Raw genomic sequence first — 15997 nt, 5'->3', positions numbered from 1 at the left:
GAACACCGTCAGCCGAGTGCCTCCATGGCATCTTGAAGGCTTTGCGTCGTCGACCAGTAGTCACTCCATGGATCATTCGTCCGGAAGCTCAGGTATTCCCTGGCGTTCCGGACCGTCCACTGGTCGGCGCTTTTGAGCTGCGGCAGTTGCTCCCATGATAGTGGCATCGACACACCCATGCCGGGTCGCGCACGCGCCGAGAATGCTGCGGCGGTGGTCTGCCCGGTGCCGTTGCGCAAGTAGTCGACAAACACCCTACCCTTGCGATTGCCTGCGCCGGACCTGGCCACGAAGCGCTGAGGCAGGGTCTTGGCCAGGTGCAGCACGGCGGCGCGGGAAAAGGACTTTACCGCGTCATAGTCGAGTTCCGGCACCAATGGCACGACGACGTGCAGCCCTTTTCCGCCGCTGGTCTTGAGCCACGCTGCAAGCCCCAGCTCCCCCAGTAGCGTGTGCACCAGGATCGCTGCCTCCTGTACATGCTGCCAGGACACGCCCTCCCCAGGGTCCAGATCGAAGATGACGCGATCCGGGTGGGCGAGATCGGCCGCCGTGGAGTTCCATGTGTGGAGTTCGACCACATTCAGTTGCGCGGCGCCGGCGAGCGCTTCGGCCGAGTCGATCGTCAGCAGGCGGCTATGCCCTGGCCACAGGGACGCAGGCTGCTCGGTCAGCCCCGGCAGCTTCGTGGTTTCAGCGTGCTTCTGAAAGAAGAGCTCGCCGCCGATGCCATCGGGCGCGCGCAGCAGCGCCACGGGCCGCGCCATGAGATGCGGCAGCAGCCAGTCTGCCACGCTCTCATAGTAGCGCACGAGGTCGAGCTTGGTGATGCCGGTGGTGGCATCAATGACTCGCTCAGGGTGCGTCACTTTCACGGCGGCGCGCGTGGAACCCGGCTCGACCTGCACCGCTTCCCTGCGGACATCCCGCGCCGGCGTTTCGCTGCGCAGCGCCTTGAACGATGCCTGGCGTACCTGGCCCGCCGGCGTCCACTCGGCGAACTCGACCTCCGCCACCAGCGACGGCTTGACCCAATGCGGCGTACTGTTCCTGTTCGATCCCCACCTGCTGCGGCCCTTCGAGGCAGCGGCAAACGGCGCCGTATCGGTCTTCAGCTTTGCGAGCTGCGTCCGCAACGCGGCGGCGGTCTTGCTGTCCCATCCCGTGCCGACGTTGCCGGCATCGCGCAGTTGCCCGTCCTCATAGACGCCGAGCATCAGGCGGCCGACTTCGCCGGGCGCACCTTCCCTGTCTCCATAGCCACAGATCACGAACTCCTGGCGCAGCCGGCATTTGGCCTTGAGCCAGTCGGCATTGCGCGAAGAGCTGTAGGCGGAGTCCGCCCGTTTCAGCATCACGCCCTCCAGCCCCAACTGGGACGCGGCCTGAAAGACCTGATCCGCCGGCGCCTCGAAACTTTCGCTGAAGCGCACGCGTTCGGAGCGGGCATCGACTAGGCGCGCCAGATGCGCCCGACGTTCCCGCAATGGCACGCGGCGCAGGTCGCGTCCTTCCCAGTACGGAATGTCGAAAAGGAAGTAGACAATCGATTCGGTGCGATGGCTGTCGATGGCGTTCTGCAGCGCATTGAAGTCGGGCAGGCCGTCGCGCAGCACCACGATCTCACCGTCGAGCCATCCTTCCGAGATATCCAGCTTCTCGACTTCCTTGGCGAGACCGCCGAGCTTGCGCGTCCAGTCGTGGCCGTTGCGCGTGATCAGGTGCACCCTGGCATCGACGATCCGGGACAGGAGCCGATATCCGTCGAACTTGGTCTCGATGATCCAGCCGCTACCACTGGGCAGTTTTGCGGTCGGTGTCGCCAGTTGCGGAGCCAGGCGCGGCGGCGGCGGTGCCCGTACCGCGGCCGACAAGTCCGGGGTACCAGACGGCGATGCACTGCTGCTCTCGCGTTCCTCGACCTGCCCGAGTGGATGCGCGACGACGCTGTCCGGCAACGCCGTAATGACGTCGAACTCCGCATGCGGCCGCGCCCACCGGTCCCGCTTCTTGAACAACATCCACTGGTCATCGGCATCGCCCGGCTTCGAGATACGCACCAGTTCCCAGCGGCCGGCGAGCTTCTGCCCGTGCAAAGCGAATTCGAGCTTGCCTTTCGCCATGCCGGCCTGCGCGTCGCCCACCGGCTCCCACGTGCCGTTGTCCCACACAATGACGGACCCCGCCCCATACTGCTTCGGCGGGATGGTGCCTTCGAACGCCGCGTAATCGACGGGATGGTCTTCCACGTGGATGGCGATGCGCTTCTCGGCCGGATCGAAGCTGGGTCCCTTGGGAACGGCCCAGCTGAGCAACACGCCATCGAGCTCGAGCCGGAAGTCGTAATGCAGGCGTCGCGCCCAGTGTTTCTGCACGACAAAGCGCAGCGGCCCCGGGGCGCGGGGGGCACGGGTGCGCGGGCCCGGTTCGGCCGTGACGCGGAAATCACGTTTTTCGCGGTATCGGTCAAGGGAAGTTCGTGCCATGAAAACAGCATAGGCGCACGCTTGCTTGTCTCGTAGATGAAGGATCGGGCCATCCCCAACACGTGGACCCGGTTCCCGCTCGCCGCTTGGGAGGTGTCGCATCAGAGCCATGGCCCGGCTCCGCTCCTGTTTTTCAGCGCACTTTGTAATATGGTTCTGTGTAGGAGCGCAGCCATCAAGTTTTTGGCTTCCCCGGCGATTGCCCTGAAGCCCGATGTTCTGATCGGCTGGAGGAACGTGTTGCCATCGGCCAGAGCGTGCATGCAATGCTGGCCGGGGCAGCGGCGAGGCAGGTGACCATGCAGGCCAGCGCATATCCGTATCATCCCGTGCGAGAACAGCGCACCCTGATTTGTTTCCTGGCGGCGCTGTTCATGCATATGCTGCTCGGCGCGCTGCTCTACTATGGCGTACGTTGGCGCAGCGCGGCACCGGAAGGGGTTTCTGCCGAACTGTGGGAACCCATCGCGGAGGCCGTTCCGAACGAGCCCGCGGTCGCGCCGACGCCGAGCGTGAAGCCGGCTGAAGAAGAGCCCGCCGATATCTCGCTGCAGGAGCAGCGGCGCAAGGCCGAGCGCGCAGCGCGCGACGAAGCCAGAGCGCAACGCGAAAAGCAGGCGCGCGCGGAGGCCGAGCGCAAGGCGGCACAACGCGAGGCACAGCGTGAGGCAATGGAAGCGCAGCGCCAGGCGAGCAATGCCGAACACCAGAGCCAATTGGCCCGCTTGCGTGCGCAGGCCGGCGGCGCCAACGCGAATGCAGGCACCGGTACCTCCGGCAAGCCTTCGTCCGGCTATGCCGAGCGCGTCCGGCGGCGGGTCAAGCCGAATATTATTTTCAACGAGGAAGTCAACGGCAATCCAGCCGCCGTGGTAGCCGTCCAGATGGCACCGGACGGATCTGTGCTGTCGACGCGGCTTGCCAAATCAAGCGGAAACGCCGACTGGGACAATGCGGTCTTGCGCGCGGTGTCGCGCTCCGATCCGCTGCCACGGGACGAAAACGGCGTCGCACCGTCGGAAATCCGGATCACCTTCTGGCCAAAGGACCAGGGTGGCTGATCATCGGCAATCGCCGCTGCCGTTGTTCGTGCGCGATCGGCAACGCGAGTGGTCCGGAATCGATCCTTTCCGTACAACGGCCTTGCTCCGAGTTTCTGTCATGCTGAGTCCCTTCAGGACCACTCAGGCAGGTTTATCGTGAGCGCTATTGCTGTTGTTCCTTGCTTACTGTGTGGCGAACTCGCCCGACGCTGGTCCGATCGGCACGATCACGTGCTCGAAGGCCGTATTTACCGATGCGCGCGTTGCGGCGGGCGTTTTTCAGTCACGGGCGAAGCCTATGGAGAAATCATCCAGGGCAACTGGGACACGACAGAGCTTATGACGGCGGTGAGGCAGCGCATTGCCACCGGCGAGCTGCCGCGCATCGAAGGGATCGCAGGCCTGCCGAGCGTGATAGCGGTCGGCCGGCAGGCATCCTGAAGTTCGCAGCCGGGGCCATCGGGTCCATCGCCGACCCCATGTGATTCGCCTGCTACGCCTCTGCCTCCGCTGTTCGACACCCGAGAAAATCGGGACCCGGATGTAAAGCTTACATACGCAACCTTCAGCGCAAGCATTACGTCCATCGTTCCGTCAGCGGAGCGCTCATTGCACGCCAGCTTGGCATCCGGATTGCAGCACACAAGCGTTTTGCCCCAATAAAGAACGCCATGGCGCAAGCATTCACGCGCTCGGAATTGCTTGTCCTCAAGCTGCTGGGCATTGGTGCGGCCGTGCTTGTCGCCGGGGCCCTCGGGATGGCCCGGTGGTCCATGGCGCCCGCGATCGAGATGCAGGAACCTGTCGAGCAGCCCATACCGTTCAGCCACAAGCATCACGTTTCCGATGACGGCATCGATTGCCGGTACTGTCATGCGTCCGTGGAAACGTCGGCGTTCGCGGGCATGCCGAGCACCAGCGTATGCCTGACCTGTCACAGCGTGCTGTTTCGTGACGCCCCGATGCTCGCGCCGCTTCACGAAAGCCTGCGGGACAATCGCCCGCTGGTCTGGACGCGCGTGCACGACCTGCCTGACTTTGTCTACTTCGATCACAGCATCCATGTCGCCAAGGGAGTTGCCTGCCAGGAATGCCACGGGCGCGTGGACCAGATGCCGCTGATGCGCCGCGTGGCGCCGCTCGACATGCAATGGTGCCTGGCCTGCCACCGTGACCCAGCCAGGCATCTGCATGCGCCGACGGATATCGTCACGATGCGCGATCCCACACCGATTTCCGCCGACGAAATCGCGCTGCTGCAGAAGATGTATCACCTGCAGGACACGCGGCGGCTCACCGATTGTTCGACTTGTCATCGATGACAAGGGCGCGCGTGATCCCCCTCGTGCCGGTCGATGAGCCATCGGATGCGCCCCGCAGCCCTGCCCGCCGCCATTTCCTGCGTACGACCATGGCGGCTTCGGCAGCGCTCGCGGGCGCCGCATGCAGCGGGCCGCCAGCCGAGATGATCGTCCCCTACGTGCAGATGCCAGAAGGCATCGTCCCAGGCCGGCCGCTGTTCTACGCCACGGCACTGACGCGCCACGGCTACGGGATGGGTGTTCTCGTCGAAACCAATATGGGCCGCCCGACCAAGATCGAGGGCAACCCGCGTCACCCCGCCAGCCTCGGTGCGACGCATCCGTTCGATCAGGCCGCCGTACTTCAGCTCTGGGACCCCGACCGCAGCCAGGCGCCGTATCGCGGCGGTGCGCTGTCGGGCTGGGCAGCGTTCGACGCGGCGCTGGCCACGCAGCGGGTCCAGTGGCGCGACCGTGACGGCGAAGGCCTGCGGCTGCTGACCGGCAACGTAGGCTCGCCGACGCTGTCCGCCCAGATTGCGCAATGGCTCGATCGCTATCCGAAGGCCGTGTGGCACGTGCACGACCCGCTCTACGACGAGGATCCCTCGCCGCGCATGGCGTTCGGCGACGACGTGGACCTGTTGATCGACCCTAAGCCGGCCACGACGATCGTGACGCTCGATGCCGATCTGGTCGGTCATGGTCCGGCTGCCGTGCGCCACGCGCACGACTTCATGGCGGACCGCCGCGGCGTGGCGCCAATGCTGGCGTGCCGGCTCTACGCGATCGAATCGTCGCCGACGCTGACAGGCGAGATCTCCGACAACCGGCTCGCGCTGCCACCTCACGAGATCGAACGCCTCGCGTGGTCGCTCGCGCGCAAGCTCGGCGTGCCTGACGTTCCCGTCGACACGCCCGAGCCTGCGTCCGACACCGCAAGACACTGGATCGCCGTGCTCGCCCGGCGACTGCGCGAGGCACCGCCAGGCAGTTCGCTGTTGATCGCTGGCGGTGCCCTGTCCGGTCCGACAAGAGCACTGGTCTGGCGGCTCAATGCCCGGCTGGGCAATCTCGGCAAATCGGTGCGCCCGGTCGCGGGCACCCCCAGGCGTCCGCTGGGCGAAGCGCATTCGATTGGCGCACTGACCGAGGCCATGCGGGCCGGCGCAGTCTCGGCGCTGCTCATGATCGATGTGAATCCCGCCTACGACGCGCCGTGCGGTCTCGGCTTCGATGCCGCGCTCCGGCATGTACCATGGTCATCGCATATGGGCGTGTATCGCGACGAAACGGCGCGCCTGACGACCTGGCATGCGCCCATGGCCCATGACCTGGAGCGATGGAGCGACGCGCGTGCGTGGGACGGCACGGCATCCATCGTGCAACCGGTGATCGCACCGCTCAACGGTGGCCGTTCGGCGCATGAGCTTCTGTCCGCCGCTGTCGATGAACACCAGTCAGGCTATGACCTCGTGCGCGCGCACTGGCGTGCCCGCCAGCGCGACGACTTCGATGCCTTCTGGGAACAGGCCTTGCGAACCGGCGTGATTGCGGATACCGCCGCGCCGCCAGCCACGACCGACATGCGCCAGCCCATCACGCCACCGTCATTCGCGGCGCCCCCATTGGTTGCCCGGTTCATGCCCGACCCCGCCACCGATGCCGGAGAACTGGCCAACAATGCGTGGCTGCAGGAACTGCCGCGCGCGCTGACGCGGCACACCTGGGACAATGCCGCGCTGATCGGGCCGCTGACGGCGCGCGCGCGACGTCTGTCTACCGGCGATATTGTCGTGATCCGGCGCACGGACCGGCAGGGCAACCCGATCGAGGCGCCCGTGTGGGTGCTGCCCCGCCATGCCGAGGGCGTCGTGTCGCTGCCGCTCGGCTACGGCCGCCGCCATGCGGGGCGCGTCGGCAACGGCGTGGGCTTCGACGCCTACGCATTGCGTACGGTCGATGGCCCGCACGAGATCACCGTCGAAGCCACGGGGCGCCGCCATGCGTTCGCGGTGGTCCAGACGCAGACATCGATGGCAGGGCGCGAGGTGGCACCGCTCGCCACCGTGAGCGAGTATCGGCGCAACCCGCGTTTCGCGCAGCCCGCTGCCGACAGGCCTTCGCTCTATCCGCGCTGGCCCTACCCTGCCGAACGCTGGGGCATGAACGTGGATCTCAACGCGTGCATTGGCTGCAACGCCTGCACCGTCGCCTGCCAGGCCGAGAACAACATCCCTGTCGTCGGCAAGGAAGAGGTCTCGCGCGGCCGGGTCATGCACTGGATACGCGTCGACCGCTACGACGACGCGCGCGATACCGACGGCCGCGCGTCGCGCATTGTCTTCCAGCCCGTGCCCTGCATGCACTGCGAGGACGCGCCCTGCGAGCTGGTATGCCCGGTCGGCGCTACGGTGCATGACAGCGCCGGCCTCAACGTACAGGTGTACAACCGCTGCGTCGGCACGCGGTTCTGCTCGAACAACTGCCCGTACAAGGTGCGGCGCTTCAACTTCCTGCAGTACAGCAACCAGGGCAATGACCGCCCGCCGCCTGCGTTCAACCCGGACGTCACCGTACGCCGCCGCGGCGTGATGGAAAAATGCACGTATTGCCTGCAGCGCATCACGCGCGCGCGGATCGAGTCGGAAAAGCTCGGCCAGCCGGTTCGCGATGGCGATGTCGTGACGGCGTGCCAGGCCGCCTGTCCGACGCAAGCGATTGCGTTCGGCAACCTCGACGATCCCGACAGCCAGGTCAGCCGGCTCAAGCGCGGGCCGCGCAACTATGACCTGCTTGCCGAACTGAACACCCGGCCGCGTACGAGCTATGCGGCGCTGGTGACCAATCCCGACGATGCGCTCGCATGACCATGGCAGATCGCACCGATCGATACGATACGCCCCCCGTTTCGAAAGACATCGGGGTACTGCGGCCCGGGTGGGGCTATGCGAGCGTGTCCGACAAGATCGCCGGCCTGGTGCTGGAACGGCCGGTACGCCTGCCCTGGCTCAGCGCCTTTCTGCTGACCTTCGCGGGGATGCTGGTGTTCATGGGCGCCACAGCGTGGTTGTTCGCGCGCGGCGTCGGCATCTGGGGCGTCGACATTCCGGTGGCGTGGGGCTTTGCGATCGGCAACTTCGTCTGGTGGATCGGTATCGGCCACGCGGGGACGTTCATCTCGGCGTTCCTGCTGCTTCTCAGGCAGCAGTGGCGCACGTCGGTCAACCGCTTCGCCGAGGCCATGACGCTGTTTGCCGCCGCGATTGCCGGCCTGTTCCCGATCCTGCACCTTGGCCGGCCGTGGTTCTTCTACTGGCTCGTGCCCTACCCCGACGTCATGAACGTATGGCCGCAATGGCGCAGTCCGCTGGTGTGGGACCTGTTCGCGATCGGCACCTACCTGATCGTGTCGCTGCTGTTCTGGTACGTCGGGCTGATCCCGGACCTGGCCACGCTGCGCGACCGCGCCTGCCTGCGCGGACGGCGCCGCACCGCGCAGGCCTACGCGCTACTGGCAGTCGGCTGGCGGGGCGATGCGCGCCACTGGGCCCGCTACGAAAGCGCCTATTTGCTGCTGGCCGGACTGGCGACGCCGCTGGTGATCGCCGTGCATTCGATCGTGTCGCTCGACTTCGCGATCGGGAACACCCCTGGCTACCACTCGACGATCTTTCCGCCGTACTTCGTCGCCGGCGCGCTGTTCTCGGGCTTCGCCATGGTGCTGACCATCGCCATCCCGCTGCGGCGCGTGTACGGGCTGGAGGACTTCATCACCACGCGCCACCTGGCCAATGCGGCAAAGATCATGCTGACAGTGAGTCTGATCGTCGCCTATGGCTATGCGAGCGAGATCTTTACGGCCTTCTACAGCGGCGACCGCTACGAGATGTTCCTGTTCCAGAACCGCTGGACCGGGCCGTACGCGGGCGTCTACTGGGCGATGATGACCTGCAATGTGCTCGCGCCGCAGTGCCTGTGGTGGCGCCGCGTGCGGCACAGCCCCGCCGTGCTGTTCGTGCTGAGCCTCGTCATCAACACGGGCATGTGGATGGAGCGGTTCCTGATCGTCGTATCGAGCCTGCACCGCGACTTCCTGCCGTCGTCGTGGGGCATGTTCTATCCGACGCGCTGGGACTGGATCATGCTCGCGGGCTCCATTGCGATGTTTGCGTGGCTGTTCCTGGTCTTCATTCGCTGCCTGCCGGTGATCTCGATCGCCGAAATGCGCGAGCTCGTGCTCACCAGCACGAAGGAGGCGCCATGAGCCAATATGGCGTGCTTGCCGAATACCGCACGGGCACTGCGTTGCTCGATGCCGCCCGGCGCGCCCGCGCGGCGGGCTTCACGCACCTGGAGGCCTTCACGCCGTATCCGGTCGAGGGGCTGGCCGAGGCCATCGGCATGACGGCGGACCGCATGCCGCTGCTCGCGCTGCTGGGCGGGCTGACCGGCGGACTTGGAGGATTCCTGCTGCAGTGGTATGCGGCCGTGATCGACTACCCGCTCAATATCGGCGGCCGGCCTGCCGGCAGCTGGCAGATGTTCGTACCGGTGACGTTCTCGCTGACGATCCTGGGCGCGGCGCTGACCACGGTGATCGGCATGCTGGTGGCGAACCGGCTGCCGCGGCTGCGGCACCCGTTGTTCGACGCGCCCGATTTCGAACAGGCGTCCCGGCACCGCTTCTTCCTCTGCATCCGGCCCGAAGCCGCGCAGGCGACGGCGGCGTTCCGCATGCTTGCCACGACCGCGCCGCTGCGCGTGAGCGAGGTGCCGCAATGATCTCCCCACGCGTGCTGAACCTGCTGCGCTACCTCGCCCTGCCCTGCATGCTGATCGCGCTCAACGCATGCGAACGCGCGCGGCAGGACATGTATGACCAGCCAAAGTACAAACCGTACGCGCGCAGCGACCGCTTTGCCGACGGTACATCGGCGCGCCCGCTGCCCGACAACTCGGTGCCGGTGCCCGGCGGGCCCTTTGCCGCGATGTCGAGCGGCCGAAGCCAGGCCTGGTCTGGCACCGGCGACCGGCCGCCGCTCACACTGCAACAGTTGCAGCGCGGGCGCTCGCGCTATGAAATCCACTGTGCGCCCTGCCATAGCCCGACCGGCGATGGGGATGGCATGGTGGTCCGGCGCGGCTTTCCGCACCCGCTCTCGTTCCACACCTACGCGTTGCGCCGTGCGCCCGACGCGCAGCTGTACGACGCGATCACCCGTGGCAGTGGCCCCATGGCCCCCTATGCCGCGCAACTGACCCCGTCAGACCGCTGGGCCGTGGTCGCGTATATCCGCGCGCTGCAGCTGAGCCAGCACGCGCCCGCGGCGCGGCTGACGGCGAACGACCTGCAGCATCTCGATGAAGGAGCGACGCCATGAGCGCACACCCCGGCACGACGGCGCTGGCGCTGTACCTCTGCGCGTGGTGGTGCTGCATCGGCATCGTGTTGGGCGGACTGGTCATGGTGTGGATCCACAACCTCAGCGGGGGCGCCTGGGGCGAACCGCTGCGCGCGCCGCTGCTGGACCTGTCACGCCATACATGGCTGCTGGCGCTGCTGTTTGTGCCGGTTCTGGCCGGCACCACCGTGCTGTATCCATGGGCAACCGACGCAGCGCTGGGCATCCGGCGCTGGCCGCACGAGATCGCGCCCGCGAATGCCGCGTTCAAGTCGATGTGGCTGACACCGCTGGCCTTTGTGCTGCGCGGCGTCGTGGTGCTCGTCGTCTGGATCGTGCTGGCCGCGATGAGCCGCTCCGCGCGCTGGACGCGCTCCGCGCGGTTCGCCGCGGCGGCGCTGATCGTCTACGGCATCACCGTCAGCATCGCGGCTGTCGACTGGATCATGTCGCTGATGCCGCTCTGGTACTCGAGCGTGTTCGGCCTGCTGCTGGCCACCGGGCAGGCCTGCGCGGGCCTGGCGCTCGGCACGTGGGTAGCAGCGCGGCGCGGCGCGCGGCCCCAGGTACTGCAGGACCTGGGCAATCTGCTACTGACGGCGGTCATCACCTGGACTTACCTGGCATTCATGCAATACCTGATCATCTGGGCGGAAGATCTTCCGCACGAAACCGGCTGGTATCTGGTGCGCCGCCATGGCATCTGGCCCTTGCTGGCGTGGGCGCTGGCGCTTGGGCATTTCGTTCTGCCCATGCTTGCACTGCTGTCGCGGCGCCTGAAGCGATCGCCGGCCAGACTGGCCACGGTGGCGGCAACACTGCTCGTCATGCATTTGCTGGACGCATGCTGGCTGGTGCTGCCCTCCACGGGAGCGGGAGGCCAGACATGACCCGCGTGCGCCAGGCCCGCCATGTCAGCCCGCGCGCGGTGATCGCCGGCGCTGCGGTCCTGCTCGTCGCGATCATGCTGGCAGCCGCCCTCGGCCGGCTATACGGACGCCACCTGAATCCCTCAGGTCGGCTCGGCGTGCCCACGCCAACCACGCCGGAGGCCACGTTGCCGCTGTCGGAGAGCGCCCCGCAAACCGAACGCGCGCGTTTCGACGCTGACAAGCAGGCCGTGCTCAAAGGCTGGGGCTGGGTCGACAAGCGCGCCGGTGTCGCCCATATCCCGGTGGAGCGGGCCATGGCATTGATGGCCGAAACACCGCCGGAGCCCGCACGATGAACCTGCGATGGATCTGCGTCCTCACGGCCACCTGCCTCACGCTGTACGCGCAGGCCAGCCCGCTCGCGCTCCCCGATCCGCCCGATATGGCATTCGCGCCGACTCTGGGCAAGCAGGTGCCGCTCGATCTGGTCTTCCGCGACGACGACGGTACGCCGGTTCGGCTGCGCGAACTGTCGGCGCATCGGCCGGTGATTCTCGTCCCCGGCTACTACCATTGCCCCAACCTGTGCAGCACGGTCATGGATGGCGTGCTGGAATCGCTGGCCCAGGCACATCTGCCACGCGGCGCGTGGCGCGTGGTCGCCTTCAGCATCGACAGCGGCGAGACAGTCGCCGTGGCCGCTGCGAAGAAGCAAAGCTATGGCGCGCTGGTGGCCGCTTCCGGCGGGAACCTGCATATGCTGACCGGCGATACCGCAGCCGTCGGCACGTTGATGCAGGCCATCGGCATGCGCGTTTCCCGCCCACCCGGCGCAAGCGAGATCGCCCATGCCGCGGGCTTTGCCGTGCTGACCCCCGACGGCCGCATCGCCCAGGCCTTCAACGGCGTGCGTTTCGATGCATCGGCCCTGCGCACCGCCATCGAGCGCGCCTCGGCCGGGAAGGTCGGCTCTCCGGCGCAGCAGTTGCTGATGCGCTGCGTCCACTTCGATCCGCTGACCGGACGCTACACCGTGACGATCCTCGACGGCATCCGGGCCTTGTTCCTTGGCGCGTTCGCCGCGCTGGCCGGCTGGTGGCTGTGGCAACACCGGCAGCGGCGGCGCTCATCATGAACAGCAGCTTCCATCTGTTTCCCGAGAGTGCGTCGCTGGCAGCCGGGCGCTACGACACCCTGATGCTGTCGCTCACCGCGCTGCTCTGTGTGGTCGCGCTCGCGGTGCTGGTGGCGATAGCAGGCTCGGTGATCCGCTACCACGAACACCGGCCGGCGGACCGCAGCCATCCGCCGCTCGCGAACAAGCCGCTGGAAATTGCCTGGACCACCATCCCGCTGCTGGTCTTCCTGGGCATCTTCGCCTGGGCCGCGCATGACTACACGCTGCTCGCGCAAGAGACCGCGGGCGCGCTGCCCGTCACCGTGGTGGCACGCCAGTGGATGTGGAAGCTCGAGCACGCCAACGGCAAGCGTGAAATCAACGAACTCCATGTCCCGCTGGGGCAGGCCGTGCAACTGACGATGACCTCGCAGGACGTGATCCACAGCTTCTACGTGCCCGCGTTCCGGATCAAGCAGGACGTGGTGCCGGGCCGCTACACCACGCTGCGCTTCACCGCGACGCATGCCGGCGTGTATCGGCTGTTCTGCGCGGAGTACTGCGGCACCGACCACGCCGCCATGCAGGGGCGCATCGTGGTGATGCCGCCCGCGGAGTTTGCGCGATGGCTGGACGCGGACGTGGGCCCTGAAACCACGGCGGCGCGCGGCAGCGCACTGTTCCGGCATTATGGCTGTGCCGCCTGCCACGACGCCGGCGCAACGGTGCAGGCACCGAGGCTGGACGGGCTCATGGGCCGCACGGTCACCCTGCAGGATGGACGCACGGTGACCGCCGACGCGGCCTACGTACGCGACGCGATCCTGACGCCGCACAAGGACATCGTCGCGGGCTATGCGCCCATCATGCCGACCTACCAGGGCCAGATCGACGAGCAGGACATTCTCGCCATCATCGAATACCTGCGCAGCATGGGAGCCGCCGATGCGAGCACAAGCCGCTGAACGCGCCAGCACCGTGGCGCAGCCCGATTACCTGAGCGACGGCTTCTCGCTCGCCTCATGGCTGGGCTCGACGGACCACAAGCGCATTGCGTGGCTGTACATGGGCGCGATCACGCTGTTCTTCTTTATCGGCGGCGCGGCGGCCACGCTGATCCGGCTCGATCTCGTCACGCCGCAAGGCTCGCTGATGGCGGCCGATACCTACAACCGTCTGTTCACCGCGCATGGCGTGATCATGGTCTGGCTGTTCCTGATCCCGTCGATTCCGTCGGTGCTGGGCAACTTCCTGGTGCCGCTCATGATCGGCGCGCGCGACATGGCGTTCCCGCGGCTGAACCTCGCGAGCTGGTACCTGTACGTGGCGGGCGGCCTGCTGACGCTTGGCGCGATGATCGCCGGCGGCGTCGATACCGGCTGGACGTTCTACACGCCATACTCGACCATGTTCTCGAACAGCCATGTGGTGATGACGCTGGCCGGCGTATTCGTTACTGGCTTTTCCTCGATCCTGACCGGCCTGAACATCATCGTTACGGTGCATACGCTGCGGGCGCCGGGCATGACGTGGCTGCGCCTGCCGCTGTTCGTGTGGGCGGCCTACGGCACGAGCCTGATCCTGGTGCTGGCCACGCCGGTGCTGGCCATGACGCTCTGCCTCGTGGCGCTCGAGCGGCTCGCGCATATCGGCATCTTCGACCCCGCGCTAGGCGGCGACCCGCTGCTGTTCCAGCACCTGTTCTGGTTCTACTCGCATCCCGCCGTGTACATCATGATCCTGCCCGCGATGGGCGTGGCCAGCGAGATCATCCCGTGTTTTGCGCGGCGCCCCGTGTTCGGCTACCGCGCCATGGTGTGGGCGATCGTCGGCATCGCCAGCCTCGGCTTCCTGGTATGGGGCCACCACATGTTCGTGAGCGGCCAGTCCTACCGCGCGAGCGTGACGTTCTCGCTGCTGAGCTTTCTGGTGGCGGTGCCGTCGGCCATCAAGGTCTTCAACTGGACCGCGACGCTGTACAAGGGCAGCATCCGCCTGTCCGCGCCGATGCTGTACGCGCTCGGCTTTGTCGGGCTGTTCACGATAGGCGGCCTTACGGGGCTGATCCTGGCGGCGCTGGCGCTCGACGTCCACCTGACCGATACCTACTTCGTAATCGCGCATTTCCACTACATCATGGTGGGCGGCGCGGTCATGGCCTATCTTGGCGGCCTGCATTTCTGGTGGCCGAAAATGACGGGCCGCCGCTACCCGGAGAACTGGGCGCGCATCGCGGCCGTGGTGATCTTCCTCGGCTTCAACCTGACCTTCTTTCCGCAGTTCCTGCTCGGTTTCGAAGGGATGCCGCGCCGCTACCACGCCTACCCGCCCGAATTCCAGGTGCTCAATATCCTGTCTTCCGCGGGCGGTTCGATCCTCGCGATCGGCTACCTGATGCCGCTGGTCTACCTGATCCACTCGCTGTTCCGCGCAGAACGCGCGCCAGCCAACCCATGGCATGCCACAGGCCTTGAATGGCAGACCACATCGCCGCCGCCGACCCGCAACTTTGCGCAAGTGCCCAAGGTCGGTGCCGACCCTTACTGCTACGACCCCGTTTCGGGCAAGGAGACGCCGCAATGAGCGCGCCGCCGTTCCAGTTCGACAGTACCGGACAGCAAGCTGTGGCCTCGCGGCTCGGCATGTGGGTCTTCCTGGGCACCGAGCTGATGTTCTTCGGCCCGCTCTTCATGGGGTACTACTTCGTCCGCGCGACAGACCCCGTCGCGCTGCCGCTGGCGGCGCGGCAGACCGACCTGCTGCTCGGCAGCCTGAATACACTGGTGCTGATGACCAGCAGCCTCGGCATGGCGATGGCCGTTTCGGCCGCACACGAAGACCGCCGCCGCGCCGCAGTGCGGTGCCTGTGGGCCACGTCGGCACTGGGGCTGGTCTTCCTGCTCATCAAGGGCTGGGAGTATGCCAAGGACATTGCTTCCGGCTTCGTCCCGGGCAATGCTTCGGGCGCCGGCGGACCGACCGGGCAGATGTTCCGCCTGCTCTACTTCGCGATGACGGGCCTGCACGCCATCCACCTGTGCATCGGCATCGGCCTGGTCGTGGTGTTCGCACTGGCGATGCGCCAGCGCCGGCCGCTGGCGGTCGATCCGGGGCGTCTGGAGATCGTTGGCCTGTACTGGCACTTTGTCGACATGATCTGGCTGTTCCTGTTCGCGCTGCTCTACCTGCCGGGAAGGAGTGGCCCATGAAGCCGCATGCTTCCGACACGCCCCGCCAGCTCGGCGTGTGGGCATGCCTGGTGGTGCTGCTCGCTATCACCATCGGCACGTCCTTCCTCCACCTCGGCACGTGGAACATGGTCATCAACCTGGCCATCGCCGTGCTCAAGGCCCTGCTGGTTGCTGTCTTCTTCATGCACCTGGGCCGTGCTCACGCGCTGCTCCGTTTGGCCAGCGCCGTACCGGTGGCCATCCTCGCCATCCTGTTCGTGCTGGCGCACGGCGACTACGCGAGCCGCATCAAGGTGCCCGCGGCCTGGCAGGTGCCCCCGCGCGAAGCCTCCGCCGGCCGCTAAGGCTGCGCCGCCGCGTGTGGCCCGACGAGGTCGTTGCAGAGGCTCCAAAGCATTGCCGTGGGCAGTTCGTCGCCGGGAGGCTGCCACGAGACGAGTGCTTCGTCCTGGATGGCCATCGTGTTCCACCAGGTGATGAGTTCCTCTTCGTTCCAGGCACGGCGCTTGTCCACCGGAACCTGCGCCAGGGCTTGCCTGAGGCGTTGTCGGAATTCGGTATCGCTGAGCATGTTCGTTCTCC

At 66.6% G+C, this 15997-nt stretch carries 16 protein-coding genes; 14 read left to right on the top strand and 2 right to left on the bottom strand.

The window, feature by feature from the left end; all coding sequences use genetic code 11:
* Positions 1 to 8: 8 nt before the first annotated feature.
* Positions 9 to 2486, bottom strand: coding sequence for a DNA ligase D (gene ligD, locus K2O51_RS11680; RefSeq protein WP_011300541.1), 2478 nt, complete (start codon positions 2484 to 2486; stop codon positions 9 to 11).
* 299 nt (positions 2487 to 2785) lie between these two features.
* On the opposite strand from ligD, the gene tolA reads away from it, so the two are divergent.
* The 14 genes from tolA (at position 2786) to K2O51_RS11610 (ending at position 15759) form a co-directional block, all read left to right on the top strand.
* Positions 2786 to 3547, top strand: coding sequence for a cell envelope integrity protein TolA (gene tolA / locus K2O51_RS11675; RefSeq protein WP_220630265.1), 762 nt, complete (start codon positions 2786 to 2788; stop codon positions 3545 to 3547).
* Between the two features lie 138 nt (positions 3548 to 3685).
* A complete protein-coding gene (locus K2O51_RS11670) occupies positions 3686 to 3970 on the top strand; it encodes a hypothetical protein (RefSeq protein ID WP_140950254.1) in 285 nt (94 codons plus the stop codon).
* 230 nt (positions 3971 to 4200) lie between these two features.
* Positions 4201 to 4851 (top strand): cytochrome c3 family protein, encoded by a 651-nt coding sequence (locus tag K2O51_RS11665; RefSeq protein WP_011300544.1) that lies wholly within the window; start codon positions 4201 to 4203, stop codon positions 4849 to 4851.
* 11 nt (positions 4852 to 4862) lie between these two features.
* The gene (locus K2O51_RS11660) at positions 4863 to 7700 is read left to right on the top strand and encodes a 4Fe-4S dicluster domain-containing protein (protein ID WP_166487085.1); all 2838 of its coding nucleotides are present in this window, start codon (positions 4863 to 4865) and stop codon (positions 7698 to 7700) included.
* Entirely contained in the window at positions 7697 to 9097 is a 1401-nt protein-coding gene (gene nrfD / locus K2O51_RS11655; RefSeq protein WP_011300546.1) for an NrfD/PsrC family molybdoenzyme membrane anchor subunit, read from the top strand. Before K2O51_RS11660 ends, nrfD begins: the two co-directional genes overlap by 4 nt.
* The gene (locus K2O51_RS11650; protein ID WP_041680217.1) at positions 9094 to 9615 is read left to right on the top strand and encodes a DUF3341 domain-containing protein; all 522 of its coding nucleotides are present in this window, start codon (positions 9094 to 9096) and stop codon (positions 9613 to 9615) included. The genes nrfD and K2O51_RS11650 overlap by 4 nt, the downstream gene beginning before the upstream one ends.
* On the top strand, positions 9612 to 10214 hold the full coding sequence (locus K2O51_RS11645; protein ID WP_041680218.1) for a c-type cytochrome: 603 nt from the start codon (positions 9612 to 9614) through the stop codon (positions 10212 to 10214). Before K2O51_RS11650 ends, K2O51_RS11645 begins: the two co-directional genes overlap by 4 nt.
* On the top strand, positions 10211 to 11125 hold the full coding sequence (locus K2O51_RS11640; protein ID WP_011300549.1) for a hypothetical protein: 915 nt from the start codon (positions 10211 to 10213) through the stop codon (positions 11123 to 11125). Before K2O51_RS11645 ends, K2O51_RS11640 begins: the two co-directional genes overlap by 4 nt.
* Complete coding sequence (locus tag K2O51_RS11635; protein WP_011300550.1) at positions 11122 to 11463, top strand: hypothetical protein; 342 nt, start codon at positions 11122 to 11124, stop codon at positions 11461 to 11463. The genes K2O51_RS11640 and K2O51_RS11635 overlap by 4 nt, the downstream gene beginning before the upstream one ends.
* Entirely contained in the window at positions 11460 to 12242 is a 783-nt protein-coding gene (locus K2O51_RS11630) for an SCO family protein (protein WP_011300551.1), read from the top strand. Before K2O51_RS11635 ends, K2O51_RS11630 begins: the two co-directional genes overlap by 4 nt.
* Positions 12239 to 13189 carry a cytochrome c oxidase subunit II gene (gene coxB / locus K2O51_RS11625; protein WP_220630264.1) on the top strand — a complete coding sequence of 317 codons (951 nt, stop codon included), beginning with the start codon at positions 12239 to 12241 and terminating at the stop codon, positions 13187 to 13189. The genes K2O51_RS11630 and coxB overlap by 4 nt, the downstream gene beginning before the upstream one ends.
* A complete protein-coding gene (gene ctaD / locus K2O51_RS11620; RefSeq protein WP_140950251.1) occupies positions 13170 to 14807 on the top strand; it encodes a cytochrome c oxidase subunit I in 1638 nt (545 codons plus the stop codon). The genes coxB and ctaD overlap by 20 nt, the downstream gene beginning before the upstream one ends.
* Positions 14804 to 15433 (top strand): cytochrome c oxidase subunit 3 family protein, encoded by a 630-nt coding sequence (locus tag K2O51_RS11615; protein WP_220630263.1) that lies wholly within the window; start codon positions 14804 to 14806, stop codon positions 15431 to 15433. Before ctaD ends, K2O51_RS11615 begins: the two co-directional genes overlap by 4 nt.
* Positions 15430 to 15759 carry a cytochrome C oxidase subunit IV family protein gene (locus K2O51_RS11610; protein ID WP_140950249.1) on the top strand — a complete coding sequence of 110 codons (330 nt, stop codon included), beginning with the start codon at positions 15430 to 15432 and terminating at the stop codon, positions 15757 to 15759. The genes K2O51_RS11615 and K2O51_RS11610 overlap by 4 nt, the downstream gene beginning before the upstream one ends.
* Here K2O51_RS11610 and K2O51_RS11605 read toward each other — a convergent pair.
* Positions 15756 to 15986, bottom strand: coding sequence for a hypothetical protein (locus tag K2O51_RS11605; protein WP_041680219.1), 231 nt, complete (start codon positions 15984 to 15986; stop codon positions 15756 to 15758). The genes K2O51_RS11610 and K2O51_RS11605 overlap by 4 nt on opposite strands.
* Between the last annotated feature and the right edge of the window lie 11 nt (positions 15987 to 15997).

Source organism: Cupriavidus pinatubonensis, assembly GCF_019602855.1.
Classification (GTDB): Bacteria; Pseudomonadota; Gammaproteobacteria; order Burkholderiales; family Burkholderiaceae; genus Cupriavidus; species Cupriavidus pinatubonensis.
This window is presented reverse-complemented; position numbering and strand designations above follow the sequence as displayed.

What these genes read in the sequence shown, in the direction of transcription:
- K2O51_RS11645 (WP_041680218.1), top strand. Translation starts at nt 9,612, where the DNA reads ATGATCTCCCCACGCGTGCTGAACCTGCTGCGCTACCTCGCCCTGCCC.
- coxB (WP_220630264.1), top strand. Translation starts at nt 12,239, where the DNA reads ATGAACAGCAGCTTCCATCTGTTTCCCGAGAGTGCGTCGCTGGCAGCC.
- K2O51_RS11610 (WP_140950249.1), top strand. Translation starts at nt 15,430, where the DNA reads ATGAAGCCGCATGCTTCCGACACGCCCCGCCAGCTCGGCGTGTGGGCA.
- K2O51_RS11605 (WP_041680219.1), bottom strand. Translation starts at nt 15,986, where the DNA reads ATGCTCAGCGATACCGAATTCCGACAACGCCTCAGGCAAGCCCTGGCG.
- K2O51_RS11640 (WP_011300549.1), top strand. Translation starts at nt 10,211, where the DNA reads ATGAGCGCACACCCCGGCACGACGGCGCTGGCGCTGTACCTCTGCGCG.
- K2O51_RS11665 (WP_011300544.1), top strand. Translation starts at nt 4,201, where the DNA reads ATGGCGCAAGCATTCACGCGCTCGGAATTGCTTGTCCTCAAGCTGCTG.
- tolA (WP_220630265.1), top strand. Translation starts at nt 2,786, where the DNA reads ATGCAGGCCAGCGCATATCCGTATCATCCCGTGCGAGAACAGCGCACC.
- K2O51_RS11635 (WP_011300550.1), top strand. Translation starts at nt 11,122, where the DNA reads ATGACCCGCGTGCGCCAGGCCCGCCATGTCAGCCCGCGCGCGGTGATC.
- nrfD (WP_011300546.1), top strand. Translation starts at nt 7,697, where the DNA reads ATGACCATGGCAGATCGCACCGATCGATACGATACGCCCCCCGTTTCG.
- ctaD (WP_140950251.1), top strand. Translation starts at nt 13,170, where the DNA reads ATGCGAGCACAAGCCGCTGAACGCGCCAGCACCGTGGCGCAGCCCGAT.
- ligD (WP_011300541.1), bottom strand. Translation starts at nt 2,486, where the DNA reads ATGGCACGAACTTCCCTTGACCGATACCGCGAAAAACGTGATTTCCGC.
- K2O51_RS11650 (WP_041680217.1), top strand. Translation starts at nt 9,094, where the DNA reads ATGAGCCAATATGGCGTGCTTGCCGAATACCGCACGGGCACTGCGTTG.
- K2O51_RS11615 (WP_220630263.1), top strand. Translation starts at nt 14,804, where the DNA reads ATGAGCGCGCCGCCGTTCCAGTTCGACAGTACCGGACAGCAAGCTGTG.
- K2O51_RS11630 (WP_011300551.1), top strand. Translation starts at nt 11,460, where the DNA reads ATGAACCTGCGATGGATCTGCGTCCTCACGGCCACCTGCCTCACGCTG.